The organism is Epibacterium sp. ABZ3_068, assembly GCF_056159265.1.
In genome coordinates this window covers 1,317,101-1,339,441 of sequence record NZ_JBSWUV010000001.1, presented here as the reverse complement: position 1 = coordinate 1,339,441, position 22,341 = coordinate 1,317,101, and the positions used below count along the sequence as shown (strand labels likewise).

Sequence of the window (22,341 nt, the reverse complement as noted above, 5' to 3'; positions counted from 1 at the left end):
AGACTGGAAAACATGTTATAGTGTTCCCATATTTCGGCTATTGCGCTGCAGCAAAGGAGACGGCCGATGAACGTGCACGTCCAGCCCAACAGGGGCGGCTATGGTATTCTAGTCGAAGACCTGCCCCACCCGGTTTATGTCCGATATCACGGCGAGCTTCTTGCACAGAGCAACCGCGCCAAAGTGATGTTTGAAACACGTCACGAACCTGCGATTTATCTGCCGGTGGATGACCTGAGGGCATCTCTTGTTGAAAACGACGGCCTCCGCACCTTTTGCCCGTTCAAGGGAACAGCACGGTATTACGATCTGGACACCCGCGACGGCGCCTTAGGGAATGTTGCCTGGACCTATGATTGCCCACTGCCAGAAGTTTCAGGCATAAACCGTTTTGTCAGCTTTTCTGAAAACGACGGCTTGGAAATCGATGTCGGAGACAACACGATCCTGGCGCCCTCATATGGAAGTATTTCGGGCCCGCTTGTAGACTGGTTGCTGCGCGATGCCTCCTTCATTACGTCACCCGAAGAATTTACCAAAGCCCTGTCTCATAAGCTCATAAGTCAGGGAGTTTCGCTTTCACGGCTTTCGGTTATGGCGTGGTCATTGCATCCGATGATCGCCGGAAAGAACTTCATCTGGTCAAATAAAACGGATGAGGTGACTCTGTTCACACCATCCTATGAGATCTATGACAGACCAGCGTATCACAATAGCCCAATTCGGCATGTGTCCAAGGGCCTTGGGGGTGTACGCCACCGTCTTCATGATGGGTCTGACATTGACGCATTTCCAATTCTCGAAGACCTACAAAGAGACGGTGCAACCGACTACGTTGCAATGCCTCTGCCGTTTTCAGATGGCCGTATCAATGTACTGACTGTCGCCTCTGATCACAAAGATGGGTTCAGTACCGCCGATCTTGGTCTGATCTTTGAATGCTCGGCCGTTATTGCCCGATACTACGAAGTCTTCGCGCAGCGCGATAATGCAAAATCTCTGCTTGAAACCTACGTCGGCAAACGCTCCGGCTCTCGCGTATTGGGGGGAGAAATCAGGCGCGGTGATGGTGACGAGATCGACGCAACGATTATGTTCTGTGACCTGCGTCGCTCCACCCGGCTCCAAGAAACACTCGGCCGGAAAGCATATATCGACCTGCTGAACCAATTCTTTGAAAGCACCTCTGATATTGTACACGACAATGGTGGCGAAGTTCTGAAATTCATTGGAGATGCGGTTCTGGCTGTTTTTCCGGCCGGAGACGACGCCGACCACGCCCGCGAAAAGGCCATGCAAGCAGCGCGAAAAAGCGCCACTGCGCTCACTGAGATGCGTGGTGAAACAGGTATACCAGATCTCGACTGCGCGATCGGAGTGGCTTTTGGCTCTGTGACCTATGGAAACATAGGCTCACGCGAAAGGTTGGACTTTACAGTCGTAGGCCAAGCCGCAAACATCGCAGCTCGCCTTGGCGACTATGGCAAAACCATTGGGGCTCAAATCGTTGTCAGTCGCGACAGCCTTTGCCCAAACTGCACGGCTCGGCCCTTAGGCGACCTCATACTACACAATGTCGGCAAAACGGTTGAGGCCTATGTAGTGCCGGTTGTAGAGCCCAAAGCAACATAAGCTACAAACGCCAATAGCTGCCAAACAATCAACTCACTAAAAGCACTGATGATGCACCAATTGGACTCTGTTCCTCCATGATCCTCCCCCACTGAAGTGGTTCGCGCTCATAGTTAAGAAATGGAGAATTAAATATGGGATCGAGCGGTAAGCGGTGCACCGCCCTCACACTTTCGAGCAGATGACAGATCAGCGATTGAGAGGCTTCTTTTGTTGTATCCGCTCGATTTAGGCCGCATTGCAACCATCGCCCTCTGCCTGGGCCCAGTTCCAAGGCAGCAATTCGTCGAGTTTGTTGATCTTGTGGTCGTGAATGCGGCTCAGAACGTCCGTCAGGTAGGCTTGCGGATTGAGGCCGTTCATTTTAGCTGTCTCGATGATGGTCATGGCGCGAGCGAGGGTTTCGCCGCCAGTGTCCGATCCAGCAAAAAGCCGGTTACAGCGACTGGCACCGATGGGGTGCATGCCGCGTTCGGCAGCGTTGTCGTCGATAGCTACCCACCCGTCTTCGAGGAACAGCGTGAAGGAGGGCCAACGGGAAAGACCATAGCGGAAAGCTTTGGCCAGTTCGCCTTCGCCTGGGATGAGCGTCAGTTGAACCTCAGCCGAAGCTTGGAAGGCCTCCACCTTTGGTTTGCTTTTCTCTTCACGGATGGCCAAGCGCTCATCGGCGTTCAGGCCTTTGGTCTCGCGCTCGATATCATGGAGCTGGCTATTGCGATCAAGCGCCGTCTGACGGTATTGAACCAACTCGACGACTTCAACCGACTGATCGCTACGTTGTCTGATTATGACCGTCCTGTCCGCGCAGCCTTTGAAGCCACTGGTAACTATCATCGCGCTTTGGCTTACCCCCTGGGACGCGCCGGTATTGATGTGAAGCTGGTTTCTTCGGTGGCCTTGGCACGCACCCTGGAAGCTTTGAACAACAGTTGGGACAAAAATGACCCGAAGGATGCGCAGGTCATCCTGCACATGATGCAGATCGGGAATGAGCAATTCTACCATGACCCCATGCTCTGCGGTACGAATGACCTTCAAGAACGATCCAAGACGCACGATATTGTCTCGCGCTCGAAAACGGAACTCTGGCACAGGGTGCTGACACACTACCTGCCGCTGTATTGGCCCGAAGCAGAACGCTTCCATCGCAGCTCCCGCAGTGACTGGTTCTTTGCCTTCCTCGAACGCTATCCGTCACCGCACTATGTCTTTGCCATGGGCAAGGAGGCTTTCACTGCCGACGCCTGGGAAGTTGTTGGCCGCAAAGTCTCGAAAGAGCGTTTGCTTGCAGATATTTATCAGACGGCCAAGTCCTCTGTGGGCCTACCCATTGCACCGGACTCTGATGCCGCTCGGATGTTCAGGCTGGTTCTCGCTGAGGGGCGCAGCCTGATTGCCCAGCGTAACGAGATCAAGGACCGCGCCGTCGAACTGCTCAAGGATAACAACGACTATCAACTGCTGACATCTATCCCGGGGGGCGGGACAATCAATGCGCTGACCATCCTGGCTGAGGCTGGCGATCTGCGCCGCTTTCAGCATCACCGCCAGTTTCTAAAGTTCTGTGGCATGGACCTCGCAACTATCCAGTCCGGCACATTCCGTGGCCAGACCAAGCTGTCTAAATACGGCAATGCCCGACTGCGCAGCACGCTCTGGATGGCTGGTCAGGTCGCCATCATGCAAAAACCAATAGCTTCCGCGACAAGTTCGAACGCTACATCGCCAAAGATCGGCAAAACACCCATTTGCGCCGCAAGGCGTATACCGCAATCGCTGCCACCCTCCCGTGACATTGCTGCGCAATGCACTGCCCGGCAGTGAATGGTCCGCACTGTGCACGGGATCATCAAACGCGACGAACCTTATCGTCCCTTCTTTGAGGAATGATCGACGGCAGAAGGACCTGTCTCTGTAAGGGCCGTAGAGGCGAGTATTCGACCTCGTGGATAATGTTCAGGCCTTCTGCTCAACGACCCGAAGATCTCGTCTTAAGGATGGTGAGAGCCGCATAAGCGTACTCTGTGTTTGTTATGGGAGAGACATGTTGTTGACCAAAACGCCGAACTGACACACATTCAAACGTGCTGGAAAACTTCAGCATGACAATGACCTGATGCCAAATCAGCCATTCATTCCGCGCATAGGACGTTGTCTGACCTTATGTGTTCTGGCGGGCCGCGCATGATGAACAAATCTGTCAGCGCATTCAGCACGTCCGTGGAGTTGAGCTTGTGATCGACGCGGATCATCAGCGCCTCCCTGGTGTATTCGTGGATCATGTTGAGCGTTCGATAGACCCGACCATCCGCCGTGCGATCCCGGACGAAGTCATAGGACCAGACGTGATTGGGGCGTTCCGACCGTAGACGCACACACCACCCGTCATTCCGCCAGAGCCGCCCTTTCTTCTTTTGCTTTTGCGGGACCTTCAGCCCTTCGTGCCGCCAGATGCGCTCGACTGTTACTTGGCAGGCGATTTGCATGGTAAATCTGACGAGAGGGCCGTTTGTGGTTTACGCACCATCCTGCATTGTTCAGCAAACCGGTGACCATGCGATACCCATAGCGCCCATATTGGTCGGCCAACTCAATGATGTCGTCGGTCAGACGGCCTTCATCGGCTCGACCTTGGGGCACTTTGCGCTGCGTAGATCGGTGCTGACCCAAAGTGCGGCAGGCGCGGCGCTCAGACACGCCAAGCTCCTGCCGCACATGGTCGATACATTTCCGGCGACGCGAAGGGCTCAGGGGCTCCGCCCGTTCTGGCCTGAATTGATCCACAGGATCAATTCCTAGACGCCCATCACTCCCTTTGCTGCCTCGGCCAAGATGAGCTTGCCCAACGTTAGGTCCGACCCCGCCCGCCGAAGCCGCTGGTTGTTCCGCCTGACAAACGATCCCCCGGATCGGTTGCTTAACCGGCTCCAATTCTCCAGCTCTTTCAGCCGAGCCAGTTGAGACCGCTGCATCCCGCCATAGAGCTTGCGCCATCGATAGAACGTCTGCTGCGGCACACCAATCTGGCGTACCGCTTCGGCGATCGTCGCGCCTTGCCCTTGCAGAACTTCAACCTGCCGAAGCTTCGATACAATCTCTTCGGGTTTCTCTCGTTGCCCAGCCATCGCTGATCCTCCAATTTGAGGGGTATCCTATCCCAGTTGGTGGACCACTTTCAGGGGGCTACTCCATAAGCACGTTGCGCCTGTCCATGGATTTTCGAATGCTGTCAGCTTCATAGCCGCGATCAGCCAGCAGAACGCTCGGAGTGGGCAGATTGTCGGCCATGACCAGGTCGAAGCCAAGATAATCAGAGGCCTGCCCCACGTTGATCTCTGTTCCGGGTAAGCCAGCAACGTTGATGAGGAGGTGGATCTTGGTCGTAAAACCACCACGAGAACGTCCGAAACCTTGCCGCGGAGTCCCCCTTTAGCGCCTGTTGCCCGATGATGGGCGCGGACCACGGTGCTGTCCGCTGCCCGGCAGGCAGCGGGTGCTAAAGGGGGACTCCGCGGCAAGGTTTTGGCCGTTCAAGAGGTGGCTTCTCCCCTGCCCGGCAGGCGATTTGCATCGCAAATCTGCCGAGAGGGACCAAGATCCACCTCCGCGTCAACGCACATGGCCTGCCTATGAGAACGGAGATCACGCCGGGGCAAACATCTGACTATCTCGGTTTCGATCAGGTCATGGCCGACAATCTGCCAGAGCCCAAGGTGCTGCTGGCCGATCGTGGCTATGATGCTGACCGTATTCGAAAAAAAATGAACAAACGTGACATCCTAACCCAAATCCCGATGCGTAAGACCCGCAAGATGCGCGTCGGTGTGGATCACACGATTTATCGGCTACGCAACATGGTTGAGAGATGCTTCAACAAGCTCAAGAATGCTAGGCGCGTCGCAACACGATACGACAAGACTGCAGAAAGCTATCTAGGCTTCATCGACATCACATCGATCCGCCTTTGGCTGCGCCATTTGTCAACATGACCTAGGTTTTCGAAACTGTGTTAGCCTCCGGTATATTCCGAAATGATCTTTTCAATGGTGCCATCAGTGCGCATAACCCGAATGGCTTCATCAAAAGCTGCAATGAACGCGGCGGAATGCTCTTGCTCTGCCCATGTTTTCAGATAGCCAATAAGGGAATCTTCTTCACTGACATTTGTCACGCGTTCGACATTTTCGATCCCGAGAGAATTAAGAGCCATTTCAACCGAAACAACTTCATTTACATAGCAGTCCAAGCGTCCTGCAGACATTTTTTTCAAATTGATTTCGGTTGTTTGAGCTTCTTGGAGCTTTATTTTTCCGGTAGCAACCATCTCGAAAAATTGTTCCCCCGGGCTTTTAAAGCCATGGTTATTTCCAAAAGTCAGCCCCACAAAGTCATCGGGGTATTTCCAATCAGCTTGTGCGACTCCTTGACGACAGAAAACGCTGACGTATTCCTTCAACATGGCTTCGGAATAGGGCGCAATCCAAGGGCGCGCGTCGGGACGATGATAGGTGCCGACCAAACCGTGCGCTTGGCCATGCTCAACAATTGCAACAGCGCGCGACCAAGGAACGGAAACTGTCTCTACATCGTATCCATCACCGATTCGGGCAATGGCTGCATCAACAATGTCACCCAAAATACCTCCATCTGGCATGAGGTAAGGGGCATAGTTATCTGCAACGGCAAGAACAATTTTCTGTTCTGCTTGTGCCTGAAAGGACAAGAGAGCAGTCGAAAAAGCGAAGGCGAGAGAAAAAATACGCATTGGGTGCTCCTGATTTGTGTCTTGGCGATCGTATATGAGTAAAATTAAACAACCAATTAACGTAATGGCACAAAAGTACTTTACGTTGATTGAAACACATTTTTTTTCTGTGTCGAAATTCCGTTGATCTACCACCCTAAAAATTGGTCCACTTTAATCTTAAGTTTCCAATTAGGCTCCCATGCGTGGGAGAAGGTGAGCTCGATTAGGGTCAGGACCCATTGATTTCTGCGGGGTTGCGTGATTCAAGGTTCGTAAGACGAGCGGTGAACATGTCTGATCTGTTTTGGCTGACTGAGTGAGACGGGTCAAACCCCCGCTGAACCAGATGGCGCGTCTTGAGCCCTTCTTCCAGAAGTCCCACGTCAAGCCACGCGCTAATGATCGACGTGTGTTGAGTGGAGCTAGGCAGATAAGGAAACAGTCCGGGGGATCGTTTTCCCGACAGACGGGCATGGCCGCCTGATCGGCTGGAGTTTGCCGGACCGGTATTTGGTCCGGGGAATCAAATACCCTGAAAACGGGCTGCATGAACACCAAGCTGCACGCTATCTGCGACAGCAAAGGCCACCTCCTGAACCTGTTCGTCACGGCGGGTCAGGTCAGGCGCGCGAGCATTGCTGAGCAGCCTGCCGGATGTCGATTGGCGGCTTGGGGGTCGCGATTAAGATGCCGATTGGTTCAGAAAATTTTTAAAAGACAGAGGGATACGTGCCTGCATCCCCGCTCGCAAACAGCGCAAGACCCCGATCATATACAACAAGCGTCGATAAAACGGCGCCACCGCCCCTCTCGTGACATTCCTTTGCAATGCAATGCTGGGCAGCGATGCGAGATCATGTTCGGCAGGCTGAAAGATCGGCGGCGAGTGGCAACCCGATACGACAGGTGTCCCAAGGTCTTCCTGTCAGCAATCGCCCTAGCAGCACTCGTCTTCTACTGGCTATAAGGCCTGACCCTAAAGCTATCAACTTTTAACGTTGCCGCCTCCAAACCGAAAGGTAGGCAATTTTTTGACGTCAGCACTTAAGGGACCAAATTGGACCTGTCGCGGTTTGAAGCCACTCCTTTTGTAGCATTTATTGCAGCACGGGAGATGAACTAGGCGCGAGAACGGACAGACGAATTCCGCCAAGCTGCTATGCGGATCGCACTGGCGAGCGGGCATACACGTAAGCAGGTGGCTTCTGATTAGGGTTTTGGGCTGTCGACGCTGAACAAAAGGATCACGGCACATCGCGACACTGATGTGGTGTCGAAAGCGGATTTGGGCCTCGCTCGGGAGAATGACCGCCTTCGACACGAGGTGCGCATTCTCAAGGACTTGCAAGTATCAGGAAACAGTCTGGGGGACTGTTTGCCCGCAGCAAGAGGGGCATCCTAAACTGAAGAGGATCAGGAAAGGCCCGAGTGAGGCGTTTCCCCGATGAAGGCCACCCAGTTCTTCCCGGACCTAAAGCAATGAGATTTAGGTTCATCGAAGAGCACCAAGGCAGTTTCCCAGCCACGCCCGGCGATCTCGAAATCAAAGCTATGGCGGCTCATGATTGCCTCCGAAATACGCACAAATTTGCAAAATTTGTACAGGTTTTGTACGAGAAATCGGTCGTTTCCGCCGATTTCGCCGCGAAAGCTGGCGGGACTTTTTGCACGCTTCCGCACAAGGCACTGTAAATAGGTCATATTTTTCAGGTGGTTTTGGCGACCCCGGCAGGACTTGAACCTGCAACCTATCCCTTAGGAGGGGATTGCTCTATCCAGTTGAGCCACGGGGCCTAATTTTCACCTTCATACGGTTTGGAACCCGGTTCGCGCAAGGCTTCCTTTTGCCTAACCATCTGTCTCTTCACCATCTTTCGGCCCCGGACCCGCCGCTTAGAAGGGTGCTGCTCAGTCCAGTTGAGCCACGGCGCCGTATGAGCACTTGCCTAGTTCACCGCCAACAGCCAAGTCAATCTTCGTTTTCACTATTAAAACAAGTGAGATTTCATAGCTGATATCGGCCTGTGCGCCAAAGTGACATCTAAGTCCAACACATATACTCATCGGAAACGGGCCACATGGCCATCTATCCGGTGTCCTGACCGCCATCGCAGGCGGGCACAAACAAACGGACAAGGCAGGTGTCTAGGAAACTAGGTGCACCTCATTCCCCCCATTGTGCTTTGAGGGCACGGTAGGTAACGTCGTTGGAAAGAGCAACAAAAAGGCAGTTTTCACGTGACGAATGATACCCATCGCCCCCTTACCCTTCGTGACGTATCCGAAGCCACTGGCGTCTCGGAAATGACTGTAAGCCGAGTGTTGCGAAATAGAGGTGATGTATCTGAAAAGACACGTGAAAAGGTACTCGCCGCGGCCAAGGAGCTGGGATATGTGCCCAACAAGATTGCGGGGGCATTAGCATCCAGCCGAGTTAATTTGGTTGGTGTTATCATACCATCCTTGTCAAACATGGTGTTTCCGGAGGTGCTGACAGGCATCAACCGTGTGTTGGAAAACACAGATCTGCAACCTGTTGTAGGTGTGACAGACTACCAACCGGAAAAGGAAGAAAAGGTCCTTTATGAAATGCTGTCGTGGCGCCCTTCAGGTGTGATCATCGCGGGGCTGGAGCATTCGGAAGCCAGCAAGGCCATGTTGTCAGCAGCCGGTATTCCTGTTGTGGAGATCATGGACACTGATGGCAAACCTATTGACGCGATGGTTGGGATTTCTCATCGGCGTGCCGGTCGTGAAATGGCAAAAGCGATCCTGAAAGCCGGTTTTCAGCACATCGGGTTTATGGGGACCAAAATGCCTTTGGACCATCGCGCGCGTAAGCGATTTGAAGGTTTCACTGAAGCGCTGGCCAAAGAAGGTGTTGAGATAGAGGATCGCGCCTTTTATTCCGGTGGTTCCGCCTTGGCCAAGGGTCGCGAGATGACAAAGGAAATGCTGGATCGCTCGCCGGATCTCGACTTCATCTATTACTCCAATGACATGATCGGTGCGGGCGGCTTGCTCTATCTATTGGAGCAAAATGTAGACATTCCGCGCGAGGTCGGCTTAGCCGGCTTTAACGGTGTCGAACTCCTCGATGGCTTACCACGGCGATTGGCGACAATGGATGCATGCCGACAGGAAATCGGGCGCAAGGCAGCCGAAATCATTGCAGCACAATTGGAAGACCCAGACGCCGAAATAGAGAAGCACGTCACCCTAACCCCAAAGATCGACTATGGTGACACGCTCAAACGCTGGTGAGCATTTAGCCTTTTAGCGCATGCGAAATTTCCGAAAGGCCCGAGATGCCCGCAGTGATTTTGTCACCAGGCTTAACAGGGCCAACGCCTGCGGGTGTGCCTGTCATGATAATATCGCCTGCCCCGAGTTCGTAAAACCCAGACAAATGCGCCAGCAATTCGGGCACGGACCACACCATATCGTCCAGTTGACCATGCTGGCATCTCTCACCGTTCACGCTCAACCAAATTGACTGCCCAGTTGGGCCATCCCATTGTTTCCGCAAAGTCAGAGCACCCAAGACGCATCCATTCTCCAGATCTTTGCCAAGATCCCAGGGTCTCTGTTTCTTACGCTCTTTCGCTTGTAGATCACGACGCGTCATGTCCAAACCGCAGCCATATCCCAGAATTGCATTCTCGATCTCCTCACCAGCTGTAGACTCCAGCGGCGCCCCCAGTGCAACAAACAGCTCCACTTCATGATGAAAGTCATCTGTTCCCTTTGGAAACGGGACACAAGCCCCGTCGCGCAAAGCGTTTACGGCTGATTTGGTGAAGTAAAAGGGCGCCTCCCGATCCACTTCATTCCCCAGCTCAGCCGCGTGCGCCGCAAAATTACGACCAACGCAGAAAATTCGACGTACGGGGAAAACTTCAAGACGACTATTGATTGGTAGAGTTAGCGGTTCTGGAAGGGCAAACAGATGGCTACTCACGATTTTCTCCTAAGAAAGGGACCAATTCAGGCTGCACCTTAGAAAACAAAATAACAAATCGAAAAACAAAAGGAGCGAAAAGGGTAATCCCCCCGTTTTTGCGGGAGCTTGGTCGTAAAGTTTACGCGGCTGTTTTCAGTTTCATAGCGGGTGTGATGCCGTCAATGGCCATGCTGGGCCGGTCGTTGTTGTACGTCCAGAGCCATCTTGTGGCCTAGTCCTGTGCATCCTCCATCGTTTCAAAGATGCTTTGATCCAGCCATTCGTGCCGAACTGTGCGATTGTAGCGTTCGATGTAGGCGTTCTGCTAGGGCTTGCCTGACTGGATGTATTCAATGGCAATGCGCCGTTTCTCAGCCCATTGCATCAGCAAGCCACTGACATATTCGAGCCCATAACACCTTCGGAATGACGCTGATTGAGAGGCTATGATTGCCTGCGCAGCTCCCAAATAGCGCAGCGGGTGATCATAGCCGGGTCTCAGGTCCCTACAGTGGTTTTGCACGAACCACACCGCAAGGGAGACCGACTATGACCGATACCACTATTGCACAGGGCGAGCCTATTTTGGTGGCGATTGATATCGCAAAGGACCGCCATGAAGTTCTGATTGTTGTTCTGGGCAGAAAGCGCCGACGCCGTCTGACGGTGTTGAACCAACTCGACGACTTCAACCGACTGATCGCTACGTTGTCTGATTATGACCGTCCTGTCCGCGCAGCCTTTGAAGCCACTGGTAACTATCATCGCGCTTTGGCTTACCCCCTGGGACGCGCCGGTATTGATGTGAAGCTGGTTTCTTCGGTGGCCTTGGCACGCACCCTGGAAGCTTTGAACAACAGTTGGGACAAAAATGACCCGAAGGATGCGCAGGTCATCCTGCACATGATGCAGATCGGGAATGAGCAATTCTACCATGACCCCATGCTCTGCGGTACGAATGACCTTCAAGAACGATCCAAGACGCACGATATTGTCTCGCGCTCGAAAACGGAACTCTGGCACAGGGTGCTGACACACTACCTGCCGCTGTATTGGCCCGAAGCAGAACGCTTCCATCGCAGCTCCCGCAGTGACTGGTTCTTTGCCTTCCTCGAACGCTATCCGTCACCGCACTATGTCTTTGCCATGGGCAAGGAGGCTTTCACTGCCGACGCCTGGGAAGTTGTTGGCCGCAAAGTCTCGAAAGAGCGTTTGCTTGCAGATATTTATCAGACGGCCAAGTCCTCTGTGGGCCTACCCATTGCACCGGACTCTGATGCCGCTCGGATGTTCAGGCTGGTTCTCGCTGAGGGGCGCAGCCTGATTGCCCAGCGTAACGAGATCAAGGACCGCGCCGTCGAACTGCTCAAGGATAACAACGACTATCAACTGCTGACATCTATCCCGGGGGGCGGGACAATCAATGCGCTGACCATCCTGGCTGAGGCTGGCGATCTGCGCCGCTTTCAGCATCACCGCCAGTTTCTAAAGTTCTGTGGCATGGACCTCGCAACTATCCAGTCCGGCACATTCCGTGGCCAGACCAAGCTGTCTAAATACGGCAATGCCCGACTGCGCAGCACGCTCTGGATGGCTGGTCAGGTCGCCATCATGCAAAAACCAATAGCTTCCGCGACAAGTTCGAACGCTACATCGCCAAAGATCGGCAAAACACCCATTTGCGCCGCAAGGCGTATACCGCAATCGCTGCCACCCTCCCGTGACATTGCTGCGCAATGCACTGCCCGGCAGTGAATGGTCCGCACTGTGCACGGGATCATCAAACGCGACGAACCTTATCGTCCCTTCTTTGAGGAATGATCGACGGCAGAAGGACCTGTCTCTGTAAGGGCCGTAGAGGCGAGTATTCGACCTCGTGGATAATGTTCAGGCCTTCTGCTCAACGACCCGAAGATCTCGTCTTAAGGATGGTGAGAGCCGCATAAGCGTACTCTGTGTTTGTTATGACTCTGTTGCACAAATCGGCTGATGGCCGATTCTGTGGAAAAACTAACGTTTGCGAGCGCAGAAAGGGCTGTTCAAAATGGGGCGCGATCGCCTTTCCTATCATGCTCTTCGCACTTTCTGCGGTGCAGGAAAGATCTTGGCCAGTTTCCGGAGGTTCTGGGCGGTGACGGCGAGGCGGAATTCGTCATTTGCGCCGCATGGGCCGCGTAGTCGGAGCCGACCCAGGCCGAGGATGCGTTTGAGGTGGGCGAAGAGCATCTCGACCTTTTTCCTAAGTTTCATCGAGACGTCATATTGGCGGGTCTTGGCGATGTCGCGGGCGACCTGGCAGGCGTCTTCGTGTTCTTCGCGGGTGATCTTGCCGCCATACTTCGAACGCCAATTGTACAGCGTGGTGCTGGTTCGGCGGGTGATTGATCCGCTTTACTCCCGTGCTCGCGGCATAGCTCGGCGGCAGCCACACCGCCCTCCATCTGCCGCAGCATAACCATGATCTGGGCTTCTGTGAATCGTGTCTTCTTCATCGGAAACTCCTCGTTCATCCTGCCGAGAAAATTCTACTTCCGCATCCCCTTAGGATCGGGAGGGTTACCGGCGCATCTCAGACGTGACTTTCATGATGCCTAGACCAGAACCAAATCCGAGATCGCTAGGGAGGCGCCCGATTGGATCAGCCAGCTCTATGATATCGAGCGAGAGATCTAAGGCATGCCCGCCGACGAGCGCTTGGCCGTCCGGCAACAACAGACCAAACCAAAGATGGAGGCCTTCAACGCTCGCGCCGAAGCTCAACCGACACGCATTCCTGGCAAGAGCGACTTGGCTAAAGCATACCGCTATGGCTTCAGCCTCTGGTCCTCCTTCACCCTATTCCTGGTCAATGGACAAGTAGCGATCGACAACAATGCAGTCGAACGCGGCATGCGCCCCATTAGCGTTGGCTGCCACAATTGGCTGTCTACCGGATCCGACACCAGCGGTGAAAGCCTAGTCCGCGCCATGACTATCATCGAGACCGCCAAAATGAACGGGGTGGACCCGCAGGCATACCTAATTGCGGTTCTCTACCGCATCCACGACCACAAGATCAACAGGCTAGACGAATTGTTGCATTGGAACTGAACGCCAGCAACGACCAAGGATCACAAGGTGGCCTAAATCGGGCGGTTACAAGGAACCGCTATGGCGGATCAATTGTTGTGCGCAAAACCACTTGACCGGCACGCCCCCGTTACCGAAGTCCTGAGCCTTCTGTATCTCTGATCAGCTATTGTTACCCCATCACCGGGCTTGGCGAAGATCGGTGATGGGGCGATGTATGGCGTCTGAGCCTTGTGGCCTGACCACGTTTGCTAGCGAGCCAGCACCGTCTCTCTTCATCATCTCGAACAGTTGAAAGTAGCCGGTCAGGACTGCTAAGCAGAAGGACGAGAACATGGATACGGTAACACAGGCTGCAATCGTTGGCATAGATGTCAGCCGCGATTGGCTGGACATTCATTGTCTGCCAGGTGGGCAACGACAGCGCCTGCCCAACACTGAAGACGGCCACGCGCAGATTGTCGAATTGGCGGCTTCACACAAAGCGCTTGTGTGCTTTGAGGCGACCGGTGGTCAAGAATGGCGCTTGTGGTCTGCCCTCGATGCGGCAGCAATCACAACGCGACAATTGCCGCCAGCGCAAATCAAAGCCTTCGCGGCCAGTCGCGGCACGCGGGCCAAGACGGATCGGATCGACGCGGAATTGATCGCGCGTTTCATGGCGTTTCGCCCTGATGCTGGGCGCGCCCTCCCACATGAAAAGATACGTCTTCTCAGAGCGTTGACATCCAAGCGCGGGCAACCCGTTGAAACACGAAAACGGCTTCTGGCTCAGATTAAGGCGCACAGAAAGTTAGGATCGGCGGACTTTTTTGAGGCCATGGATGGTGAACTCAAGACCATGCTGGATCGTCAGACTGCCGGGCTCGAAGCTCAGATCGAACAGACCATCGCCAATTATCAAAGCCTCGACAATGCCGCCGACATCCTGCGTTCCGTACCCGGCATCGGTCCGGTTGCCAGCACGTTGTTAATCGCGGAAATGCCTGAACTCGGCCAGATCACCGGGGAACAAGCCGCCGCGCTCACCGGGCTTGCGCCAATCGCAAACGACAGTGGAGGCATGCGTGGAAAGCGTGCCATTGGCGGAGGACGACGATTGCTGCGGCATGTGATGTTCCAGGCCGCTCTCGTCGCAAGCCATCACAATCCAATCCTGAAGGTCTTCGCAGACCGCCTTCGCGCAGCCGGAAAACCGCACAAAGTCGTCATCACAGCCGTCGCCAGAAAGCTCGTCACAATCGTGAATGCGCTTCTCAAATCAGGCCAGAAATGGTCTCATCACGCCATTTGAGAAATACAGTTGCTAGGACTTCGGTCAAAGATCTTCGAATTACCGGACAACAAACTCTGCATGTAGCGCGCCAGCCGCCTTGAGGCTTTTGAGGATATCGATCATATCTCGCGGTGAAACACCCAAGGCGTTTAGACCAGACACGACCTCGGACAAGGAGGTGGTTTCTGGAACTTCGGCCAGTTGAACGTTTTCTTCCTCTTCGATCCCCACACCGGTTCGCGGTACGACGACAGGCTGAGCGTCCGTGAAGGGGTTCGGTTGCACCACAAGTGGCGCTTCCTCAATGCGTAGGGTCAAATTCCCCTGCGCCACTGCAACCCGCGAGATGCGGACATCGCTACCCATTACTATTGTCCCCGACCGCTGATCTACAACGACGCGTGCTTTCCTCTGCGGTTCGACCAGAATGTTCTCCATTCGGCCAATCGCATGCGCTGTCGAGCGGGTGTTGGTGCGCTGGATGTCTACTTCAACCGTCCCGGAGTCCCTCATCAAAGCGACATTGCGACCGAACTCGGCATTGATCGCCCTTTCGATGCGGTTCGCCGTTGTAAAATCGGCTTCGCGAAGCGCCAATCGCATCGTCGAAAGCGAGGAAAGGTCAAATTCAATCTCACGTTCAATACGACCACCGGACGGAATAACACCAGACGTTGGCACACCTTGGGTAACAGTCGCAGCCTCACCTTCGGCAACTGCGCCACCGGCTAGAATGGTCCCTTGAGCCACCGCGTAAATTTGCCCATCGGCGGCATTAAGAGGGGTCATGATCAACGTACCCCCCAAAAGACTGCTGGAATCACCGATCGCTGAAACAGTGACATCCAGTGTCGAGCCAACACGTGCGAAGGGCGGCAGGCTTGCTGTTACAAACACTGCAGCGACGTTCTTGGGCCGAAACTGCTCGCCTGTCACATTGACACCAAGCCGTTCCAAGATATTGGTCATGATCTCCTCGGTAAAAGGAGAGTTTCGCAAGCCATCGCCCGTCCCGTTCAGGCCTACAACAAGACCGTATCCGACAAGATCGTTTCCACGCACACCGTCGAATTCAACCAAGTCCTTTAACCGAATTGCGTTAGCGTGGGCCGTCATCGGCAGAAAAAGAAAGAAGACCAGGAAACGTAGGTATTTCATCATGATATATATCTCAGAAGGGTCAATTCGAACGACTTTTGTGTTACCACGTAAAGACTTTCCAACTGGTTTTGAGCCTCTTCCAGTTTTGCGTAAGTTTCATAAGGGTCAGCCTCCAGCATTTCGTTCTTGGTGATCGAAAGACTGGTGATCTCTGCCTCATTTCGCGTACGTGCATTTTCGATGCGTTCCTCCATGAAACCCACATCGGATCTTCGTTCAATAATGGCGTCGGTTGCGCCAAACAGTTCTTCACCCGAGCGACGTATCAGCTCACGCGTGACACCGTCTGACAAGGTAACGCCTGGCTCAATGGTAAGTGCCGCGATAGCAAAACCTTTCAGAGCTTCTTTGAACGCATCATCCGTCGCAAGAACATCCAGCTCGATCTGGTCGTGGGTCCCGATGTCAATCGCAGCCAGCGGTGTGGATGAGCCCGCATAGGCGACACTGTCAAATCCTGCTGGATCACTGAACCAGTTCTCTACGGCGGTGATCACATCATCCGCCGTTATCGCTCCGGAAACTTCGGTGGCCAAAGCAGACATCATAACGCTAGCGTCTTCAAGAGGAGCGCCCCTTGTGGCCGTGCCACCGAAGAGACTGCGCCCACCAACCGTAGCGTTCAGGGCGCTGATCGAGTTTTCCAGTTGAAGCCGCGCATCTTCGGCCAATGTCTGTGCATCGCCTGCCGACATGGTTGAGCTAAGTGTAAGAATGTTGTCGCGGACGCTTTGAACGTTTTCTTGTACCTTATCCATACTGTTCTGCATGGTTAGGGACAAAACCGTGACCTCGCTGGCAGCTACTTGGTAGCTGTCGAGCTGTCGCAAAGTGTGTTCAATACCTGATAGGTAGGTAAAATCGCCTCCTAGCCGCTCAGTGACATTGGTTGTCCGGCCGGTGGTCAACTCCTGACCCAGAGTCTGAACTTCCGACTTCAGCGTAGAGTTGCGAATTCTCAGGAAGGTATATTGTGCGAGATCACCGTAAGATGCAGACAGCATGCGTCAAATCCTCAGAATTGTGTCCATTAGTTCGTTTACGACAGTGATCATCCGCGCATTTGCTTGATATGCCTGTTCAATGATCAAGAGGTTCTGGAGTTCTACATCCGTATCAACCCCTTGAGCCTGCTCCATCTCACTTGTCTCAATGAAACTAGCGGCAGTAAACGCTACCCGATTTGCACTGGTCTCACTGTCCTGGGCAAAACGAGAGATTATGTCGGCGGCAAATGTTGCCGCTGTAACATCAATGGTGCCCAGGGAAGATGTTGTGACACTTCGGGTTTCTTCCAAAGCATCTTTGTAAGATCTGAGAAGCGTCGCATCACCCACCTCCCCGGAGGACACGGCGTTCAAACCGTCGCGAAATCTCCACGTTTCAGCTTGGCCATCCAATGCGACAAGTTCGTTGACCGAAATGCGACCTGCAAGCCCCAGTTCGTTTGCGGGATCAAAGAATGATCCGTCATCAGTAAAGATACCGGGATCAGTCGCCGAGAGAGTTGGATCAAGTGATGGATCTTGAAAACGCTCGATAAGATCGCGCGCCAAAGAGTCTAGATCTTCCTGTGCACTAACAGTGTATTCATCACGAATCTGAAACGCTGCTGCAAGAGTTCCGCCCCGCAATCGCCCCGTGGAACTTGTGTCAATCGGCCTTCCGTCAATTTCAAGACCAGACAAAAGACCGTTATCAACAGTCATATGGGGCGCAATGTCGCGTTTTCCCTCAAAGGTGAACTGGGCCGCAGTACCATCCAAGAGAATTTCACCGCCTTCGGAAAAGAGGGCTACCTGGCTGTTCTCACGCGCCACGACCTTTACCGGCACAATTTTGTTTATTTCATCAACGATCTGATCTCGTTGATCTATTAACCCAACCGGATCCAAGCCACTTGCCTGAGCAAGAACAATTTTGGCATTGATGCGCTCAACATCCTTCAGGCCCTGGTTCAATGTATCAATCTGTGCCGAAATTGAATTTTCAGCAACAACCCGTTGAGCGCGAACTTCGTCGGACGCAGAATTCAACCCTTCGGTCAATGCCGCAGCTGCAACGGACAGTTCATTCAACCGCGGCCCTGAATCAGGTCTTGAAATCGCCTCAACAAGCGCGGCGCTAAAGTTAGATTGAAGTGAGGCCAACGAGAACTCATCGTCCACCGTGCCAACAGAATCTGCGATGCGACTAAAAAAGTCGGCTGTTTCTTCAGCGGCAACGTATTCAGCCTCGGATACGCGACGAGATGCAAGGATCGCAGGGTCTTTCACCAGCTGAACATCACCGACACGTACACCGGGAATGCCTGCTCCCGCAGAATTTACCGATAGAACGCGCCGCGAGTGGCCAGGGTTTAACGCATTGGCCAAGTTGTCAGAGACAACGGATGTCGAACGCGACGCGGCATAGATACCCGACATTGCGGCATTGAGAGCACTAGACAGAGTCATGCGTCAGCCCTTGTAGTGGTTTGAAGGGACATCAAGCGCTATTAGCGCTTGATGTTGGTTGTTTCCTGCAGCATTTCATCCACGGTTTGGATAACCTTTGCAGCTGAGGAGTATGCTCTTTGGGTTGTGATCATTGATGTAAGCTCAGACGCAACATCGGCATTAGATTCTTCCAAAGCAAAAGACGCGACATTGCCCACCGGACCGGTACCCGCGTCCCAGAGGAAGAAAGAACCACTATCTGTCGTCGGAAGGAATGTCTGTCGATCCAGTGTCTGCAAACCGTTCATGTTCGGCACATCCACCAATGGAACTTGGTATACTGTGCGGGTAATACCGGAGTCATAGCTCGCCAAAACATATCCGTTTTCATCGATTTCGACATCGACAATATTGCCGGCAGGCGCGCCGTCACGGGAGATATTGGCGGCCACCCATTGGTCACCAAGCTGGGTGAGCCCGTTGGAACGACCGATCAAACCGATATCAACCTCAATCGAGCCACCGGCTACGTTAACAATAACAGAGCCCGTCGAAGCATCATAAGCCCCGCCGGTCGACGCGACGACAGAAGCAAGAGAACCGCCATCGGTCTGACTGTCGTTGAAGGTCAAGGTGTATTCGCCAATCAACGCGCCACCGCTAGCGGAATCCGTCAAACGCATTGTCCATTCGTTTGACGTGCCCGATGCAGGAACAGTTGCTTCGAATTCAACGGTGATTCCTTCTGCACGCCCCAAATTGTCATAATAGGCAATCGTCGTGGTCGTATCCGCAGGATCCGGCGTGCCACCAGCCTCAGTCGAGGTGGCCGGCAAGTTAATTCCCAAATTGATCTCAGTTGTTGGTTCGCTGGACAACTGGCTCCGGTTCAATACGATTGGCTCGAGACCATCAATCGTATCACGCGGAAAATTTGGGATAGAGCCGTCGGGAAGCGCCGGCCAGCCCATCAGCACAAGGCCAGACTCAGTCGTCAGCAGACCCTCATCATTGGTTTTGAACGACCCCGTAGAGGTAAGCAACATCGCCGGATTGTCAGCTCCCCCATCTACTTCTGCGATATTTGCGACAGGCAACATGCCACGACCATTGATCGCCAAGTCCGTTGCATTGTTAGTACCAATACGCGACCCCTGTTCATCGATGACACGCGATGTTGTGGCACGCACGCCACCTGCCGTGTAACCAGAACCGGAAGACCCGATAACCAAGGAATTAAAATCAGTTTGCACCCGCTTATAGCCGAGGGTCGACGAATTGGAGATATTGTCGGCAATGGTTGCCAAACGCGCTGCGTTGGCAGACAAACCCGCTACCCCCGCATTCAACGACGAAGAAATGGTCATGGATACGCCTTTCTGCTGCATCAAACTCTTCTGCAGACAGGCGTATCTGACGGGCATTAATACGGGGCTAACAGATAAAATCTGAGTTATCCGTTAGCCCAAAAGCCGTGAAAAAAGACGTTCGCAGCGGTTATTCGCGCAGCAAAACGATTTCCACCCGGTTATTTTTTATCGACATGGGATTTGGTTGCGCCAGTTTTCTGTCAGCGTGACCTGTCACCCTTTGAATACGTTTAGCGGACATGCCACCTGATTCGAGCAGCATACGTGTTTGGTCCGCACGAGCGTGAGACAACTCCCAAGTCGGGTTCTTGGCGAGAACCACAGGCTGAGAACGCGTATGGCCACCGATCGCAACATTGTTGCCAACAACATTGGTGACGCGAGCCACCATCCGCACCAAATCCCGGTACAACGGAGTCGGCGTGGAGCTATCGGCCTCAAACAAAGGTGCATCCGTTGTGTCGAACATTTCAATGATAAGGCCTTCGTCAGAGACACGGGTCACGATATGGCGTGCCATCTCAATGGAAACCATACTTTCGCCGCTACGCCCCGCCAATGCATCTTGCATTGCCTTGAACTCACGGTCTTCGGCCTGTTTCTCTTTGTCCTGTTTTTCGACACCGGTGTTGCCCTGCGCCTGCTGGGCATCTTCAGGATGTTCAGCACTGGCACCGGTTCCGGTTTGGGGCTTGATCTCTTCGGTGAACATACTGTCCCCAGAGAAAGCCCCATTACCACCGCCCGATACACGGCTCAGCGGAATAGTTGGCGAGAAGTAATCCGCCAGCCCTTTTCGCTGCTTTTCAGTCGTTGCGTTCAAAAGCCACATCAACAAGAAGAATGCCATCATCGCTGTAACAAAGTCAGCGTAGGCCACTTTCCAGGCGCCACCATGGTGTCCATGATCGCCGCCGCTTTTTTTCTTCTTGATGATAATGGGCGCCGCATTGCCTTGTGCGCTCATAGTCACCACCACTTTTATTCACCCAACACCGGGATAGCAGCGAGTGACTTAATCGAGCCTTAACAAATAAACTTGTCGGCAGTTAAGCCTCCGGAAAAGCCCTGGAGTGGTGCCGCTGATAGGACTTGAACCTACGACCCCATCATTACGAATGACGTGCTCTACCAACTGAGCTACAGCGGCCAAGTACGGCTGCAAATCCAGCCGTCTTTTGGAGCGCGGTCTTAACATTCGCGCGCTCCATGGAAAAGACCTAACTGGCCTCTTTTGTCGGTACGATTTCGTCTTCTTTAACCGCTTCCACAATTTCCACGGTTTCAACCTCGGTCTGCTCCGGCTCGGCATCGCTTTTTTCAAGCGCACCAACAATCAAAGGCAACATGTGCGCGCCTGTTGCGCTGGCAAACTCTGGGATATCCGGTGTCTTCCAGCTCAGAGTATCAAAACTTGAACAGTTTTCGCATACCGGCGCCCAGTCCGCATGGATGTGGTTACAGTTATCACATACCCATTGCGGTCCACGAGGCGCGCTGAGCGCGCGGGCAAGCCATCCGCGCACCACGCTGTCGTCCGATCCTTCCCCACGCTCGATCGCTGCCATCAATGTCAACGCACGCGCGTCCGGCGCACGCTCTGCCAGATCACCCAAAGCACGGCGGGCAGATGGGAACTCCTCGGCGACGATCTGAAGTTCGGCCATAACAAGACGTGTTTCGTCATGATTAGGCTTCAGACGCGCAAGCTGGTCAAACCGTTTGATCCGAGCCACCGGCGTTTCATCCGGTTCGATTTCTGCAAAGGCATGTGCCAGATCAGGATGGGGCTGGGCTTCCCATGTCTTCTTCAGAATGCGTGCGGCCTGACGTTTTTTGTCTTTGGCGATATAGGCTCGCGCGGCCATAACCGCAGCTGGAACCAGATCCGGTGACAAGCGGTTGGCTTCGATTGCCTGCTCCTGTTGCTCCGGTGTCGCGTTCTCATCCAAAAGCGTTTTAGACGACGATAAAGCCAGAACCGCATCCCGGCGCTTGTAAACATCGCGCGGCAAAGTGCCGGTTTTGAGTTTCGTTGACAAAGTCTTGCGCGCACCAGCCCAATCCTGGGCCTGGGCCTGAAGTTTCAACAGGGTGTCCTGTACTTCCTCGTGTTTGGGGCGCAAAGTCAGAGCCTTCTCAGCCAAAGCAAGCGCCGTCTGCGTATCCCCCTCAGACAGCTTTTGCTTCATGATCCCGCGCACACCAACAAAACGGGTCGATTGAGTAGACAGCAGGCGTTTGTATGCTTCGGCCGCCTTTTTCGTGTCGCCGGCCATCTCTGCAGCTTGTGCGGTAATCAGATCGGTAAGCTCTGGCTTTTCCAGGTAACGCTCCGCACGTGCCGCCTTGGCCATGGCCAAACGCCCTTCGCCGGAGGCCAGAGCCATCAAACCATCTGCCAGTGCCTGGTACCCCTTGCGTTCGCGCCCCTTGTCAAAGAAGCGCGACAAGGCTGTTTCGTCTCCATTAAGGAAGCGTATGGTTGCAACAAGAAGAGACGCCAGTTTCAGGATCAGCCACAATACAACCAGCAGGACAACAAGAGCCATAACAGATTGCAATGCACCGAGAGTATATTCCGTTCCGGCAACGGTGATCTGAACGCCGCCAGACGTTTCCAGCAACATTCCAGCGCCATAAGCCAGCGCCGCCGCAATCGTCACAAAAATAAGGTATTTAAAAAGAGACCAGAGCATGCG

13 protein-coding genes, 2 tRNA genes and 10 pseudogenes are annotated in these 22,341 nt (G+C 53.7%); 9 read left to right on the top strand and 16 right to left on the bottom strand.

Annotation, left to right across the window (positions count from 1 at the left end):
* Nucleotides 1-66 precede the first annotated feature (66 nt).
* On the top strand, nucleotides 67-1,632 hold the full coding sequence (locus ACXAEW_RS06325; protein WP_474940519.1) for a DUF427 domain-containing protein: 1,566 nt from the start codon (nucleotides 67-69) through the stop codon (nucleotides 1,630-1,632).
* 228 nt (nucleotides 1,633-1,860) lie between these two features.
* On the opposite strand, the pseudogene ACXAEW_RS06320 reads toward ACXAEW_RS06325, so the two are convergent.
* Nucleotides 1,861-2,361: pseudogene (locus tag ACXAEW_RS06320) on the bottom strand (IS66 family transposase); the annotation flags it as partial.
* On the opposite strand from ACXAEW_RS06320, the pseudogene ACXAEW_RS06315 reads away from it, so the two are divergent.
* Nucleotides 2,299-3,525, top strand: a pseudogene (locus ACXAEW_RS06315) (IS110 family RNA-guided transposase). The pseudogenes ACXAEW_RS06320 and ACXAEW_RS06315 sit on opposite strands and share 63 nt — an antisense overlap.
* Before the next feature lie 260 nt (nucleotides 3,526-3,785).
* On the opposite strand, the pseudogene ACXAEW_RS06310 reads toward ACXAEW_RS06315, so the two are convergent.
* Together ACXAEW_RS06310 and ACXAEW_RS06305 are read right to left on the bottom strand one after the other, a co-directional pair.
* A pseudogene (locus ACXAEW_RS06310) lies at nucleotides 3,786-4,760 on the bottom strand (DDE-type integrase/transposase/recombinase); the annotation flags it as partial.
* Nucleotides 4,761-4,818: 58 nt separating this feature from the next.
* Nucleotides 4,819-4,962 (bottom strand): hypothetical protein, encoded by a 144-nt coding sequence (locus tag ACXAEW_RS06305; protein ID WP_474940518.1) that lies wholly within the window; start codon nucleotides 4,960-4,962, stop codon nucleotides 4,819-4,821.
* A gap of 132 nt (nucleotides 4,963-5,094) precedes the next feature.
* Between ACXAEW_RS06305 and ACXAEW_RS06300 the strand changes: the two are divergent.
* Nucleotides 5,095-5,624, top strand: a pseudogene (locus ACXAEW_RS06300) (IS5 family transposase); the annotation flags it as partial.
* A 20-nt stretch (nucleotides 5,625-5,644) separates the two neighbouring features.
* On the opposite strand, the gene ACXAEW_RS06295 reads toward ACXAEW_RS06300, so the two are convergent.
* Nucleotides 5,645-6,400, bottom strand: a complete 756-nt coding sequence (locus ACXAEW_RS06295) for a substrate-binding periplasmic protein (protein WP_474940517.1) — start codon at nucleotides 6,398-6,400, stop codon at nucleotides 5,645-5,647.
* Between the two features lie 272 nt (nucleotides 6,401-6,672).
* On the opposite strand from ACXAEW_RS06295, the pseudogene ACXAEW_RS06290 reads away from it, so the two are divergent.
* Together ACXAEW_RS06290 and ACXAEW_RS06285 are read left to right on the top strand one after the other, a co-directional pair.
* Nucleotides 6,673-7,349: pseudogene (locus ACXAEW_RS06290) on the top strand (transposase).
* A 192-nt stretch (nucleotides 7,350-7,541) separates the two neighbouring features.
* A pseudogene (locus ACXAEW_RS06285) lies at nucleotides 7,542-7,906 on the top strand (hypothetical protein); the annotation flags it as partial.
* Nucleotides 7,907-8,099: 193 nt separating this feature from the next.
* Here the strand turns inward: ACXAEW_RS06285 and ACXAEW_RS06280 are convergent.
* A tRNA-Arg gene (locus tag ACXAEW_RS06280) sits at nucleotides 8,100-8,176 on the bottom strand.
* A gap of 444 nt (nucleotides 8,177-8,620) precedes the next feature.
* Here ACXAEW_RS06280 and ACXAEW_RS06275 point away from each other — a divergent pair.
* Nucleotides 8,621-9,646, top strand: a complete 1,026-nt coding sequence (locus ACXAEW_RS06275; RefSeq protein ID WP_474940516.1) for a LacI family DNA-binding transcriptional regulator — start codon at nucleotides 8,621-8,623, stop codon at nucleotides 9,644-9,646.
* A gap of 4 nt (nucleotides 9,647-9,650) precedes the next feature.
* On the opposite strand, the gene ACXAEW_RS06270 is transcribed toward ACXAEW_RS06275, so the two are convergent.
* Both ACXAEW_RS06270 and ACXAEW_RS06265 read right to left on the bottom strand, forming a co-directional pair.
* A complete protein-coding gene (locus ACXAEW_RS06270) occupies nucleotides 9,651-10,343 on the bottom strand; it encodes a fumarylacetoacetate hydrolase family protein (RefSeq protein ID WP_474940515.1) in 693 nt (230 codons plus the stop codon).
* A 121-nt stretch (nucleotides 10,344-10,464) separates the two neighbouring features.
* Nucleotides 10,465-10,737, bottom strand: a pseudogene (locus ACXAEW_RS06265) (integrase core domain-containing protein); the annotation flags it as partial.
* Between the two features lie 137 nt (nucleotides 10,738-10,874).
* Here ACXAEW_RS06265 and ACXAEW_RS06260 point away from each other — a divergent pair.
* Nucleotides 10,875-12,146: pseudogene (locus tag ACXAEW_RS06260) on the top strand (IS110 family RNA-guided transposase).
* 246 nt (nucleotides 12,147-12,392) lie between these two features.
* Here the strand turns inward: ACXAEW_RS06260 and ACXAEW_RS06255 are convergent.
* Both ACXAEW_RS06255 and ACXAEW_RS06250 read right to left on the bottom strand, forming a co-directional pair.
* Nucleotides 12,393-12,653 (bottom strand): annotated as a pseudogene (locus ACXAEW_RS06255) (transposase); the annotation flags it as partial.
* Nucleotides 12,654-12,817 (bottom strand): annotated as a pseudogene (locus ACXAEW_RS06250) (transposase); the annotation flags it as partial.
* Nucleotides 12,818-13,001: 184 nt separating this feature from the next.
* Here ACXAEW_RS06250 and ACXAEW_RS06245 point away from each other — a divergent pair.
* Together ACXAEW_RS06245 and ACXAEW_RS06240 are read left to right on the top strand one after the other, a co-directional pair.
* Nucleotides 13,002-13,415 (top strand): IS66 family transposase, encoded by a 414-nt coding sequence (locus ACXAEW_RS06245; protein ID WP_474940514.1) that lies wholly within the window; start codon nucleotides 13,002-13,004, stop codon nucleotides 13,413-13,415.
* A 313-nt stretch (nucleotides 13,416-13,728) separates the two neighbouring features.
* The gene (locus tag ACXAEW_RS06240; RefSeq protein ID WP_474940513.1) at nucleotides 13,729-14,688 is read left to right on the top strand and encodes an IS110 family RNA-guided transposase; all 960 of its coding nucleotides are present in this window, start codon (nucleotides 13,729-13,731) and stop codon (nucleotides 14,686-14,688) included.
* A gap of 39 nt (nucleotides 14,689-14,727) precedes the next feature.
* Here the strand turns inward: ACXAEW_RS06240 and ACXAEW_RS06235 are convergent, their stop codons facing one another.
* The 7 genes from ACXAEW_RS06235 to ACXAEW_RS06205 form a co-directional block, all read right to left on the bottom strand.
* Nucleotides 14,728-15,831: a flagellar basal body P-ring protein FlgI gene (locus ACXAEW_RS06235; RefSeq protein ID WP_474940512.1), complete on the bottom strand. Its 1,104-nt coding sequence runs from the start codon at nucleotides 15,829-15,831 to the stop codon at nucleotides 14,728-14,730.
* Entirely contained in the window at nucleotides 15,828-16,835 is a 1,008-nt protein-coding gene (locus ACXAEW_RS06230) for a flagellin (protein WP_474940511.1), read from the bottom strand. The genes ACXAEW_RS06235 and ACXAEW_RS06230 overlap by 4 nt, the downstream gene beginning before the upstream one ends.
* 3 nt (nucleotides 16,836-16,838) lie before the next feature.
* Nucleotides 16,839-18,287, bottom strand: a complete 1,449-nt coding sequence (gene flgK, locus ACXAEW_RS06225; RefSeq protein WP_474940510.1) for a flagellar hook-associated protein FlgK — start codon at nucleotides 18,285-18,287, stop codon at nucleotides 16,839-16,841.
* A 41-nt stretch (nucleotides 18,288-18,328) separates the two neighbouring features.
* The gene (locus tag ACXAEW_RS06220; RefSeq protein ID WP_474940509.1) at nucleotides 18,329-19,657 is read right to left on the bottom strand and encodes a flagellar hook protein FlgE; all 1,329 of its coding nucleotides are present in this window, start codon (nucleotides 19,655-19,657) and stop codon (nucleotides 18,329-18,331) included.
* Nucleotides 19,658-19,766: 109 nt separating this feature from the next.
* Nucleotides 19,767-20,606, bottom strand: a complete 840-nt coding sequence (locus ACXAEW_RS06215; RefSeq protein ID WP_474940508.1) for a flagellar motor protein MotB — start codon at nucleotides 20,604-20,606, stop codon at nucleotides 19,767-19,769.
* Nucleotides 20,607-20,713: 107 nt separating this feature from the next.
* Nucleotides 20,714-20,789: transfer RNA gene (locus ACXAEW_RS06210), tRNA-Thr, on the bottom strand.
* 70 nt (nucleotides 20,790-20,859) lie between these two features.
* Nucleotides 20,860-22,338, bottom strand: coding sequence for a heme biosynthesis HemY N-terminal domain-containing protein (locus ACXAEW_RS06205; RefSeq protein ID WP_474940507.1), 1,479 nt, complete (start codon nucleotides 22,336-22,338; stop codon nucleotides 20,860-20,862).
* Nucleotides 22,339-22,341 lie beyond the last annotated feature (3 nt).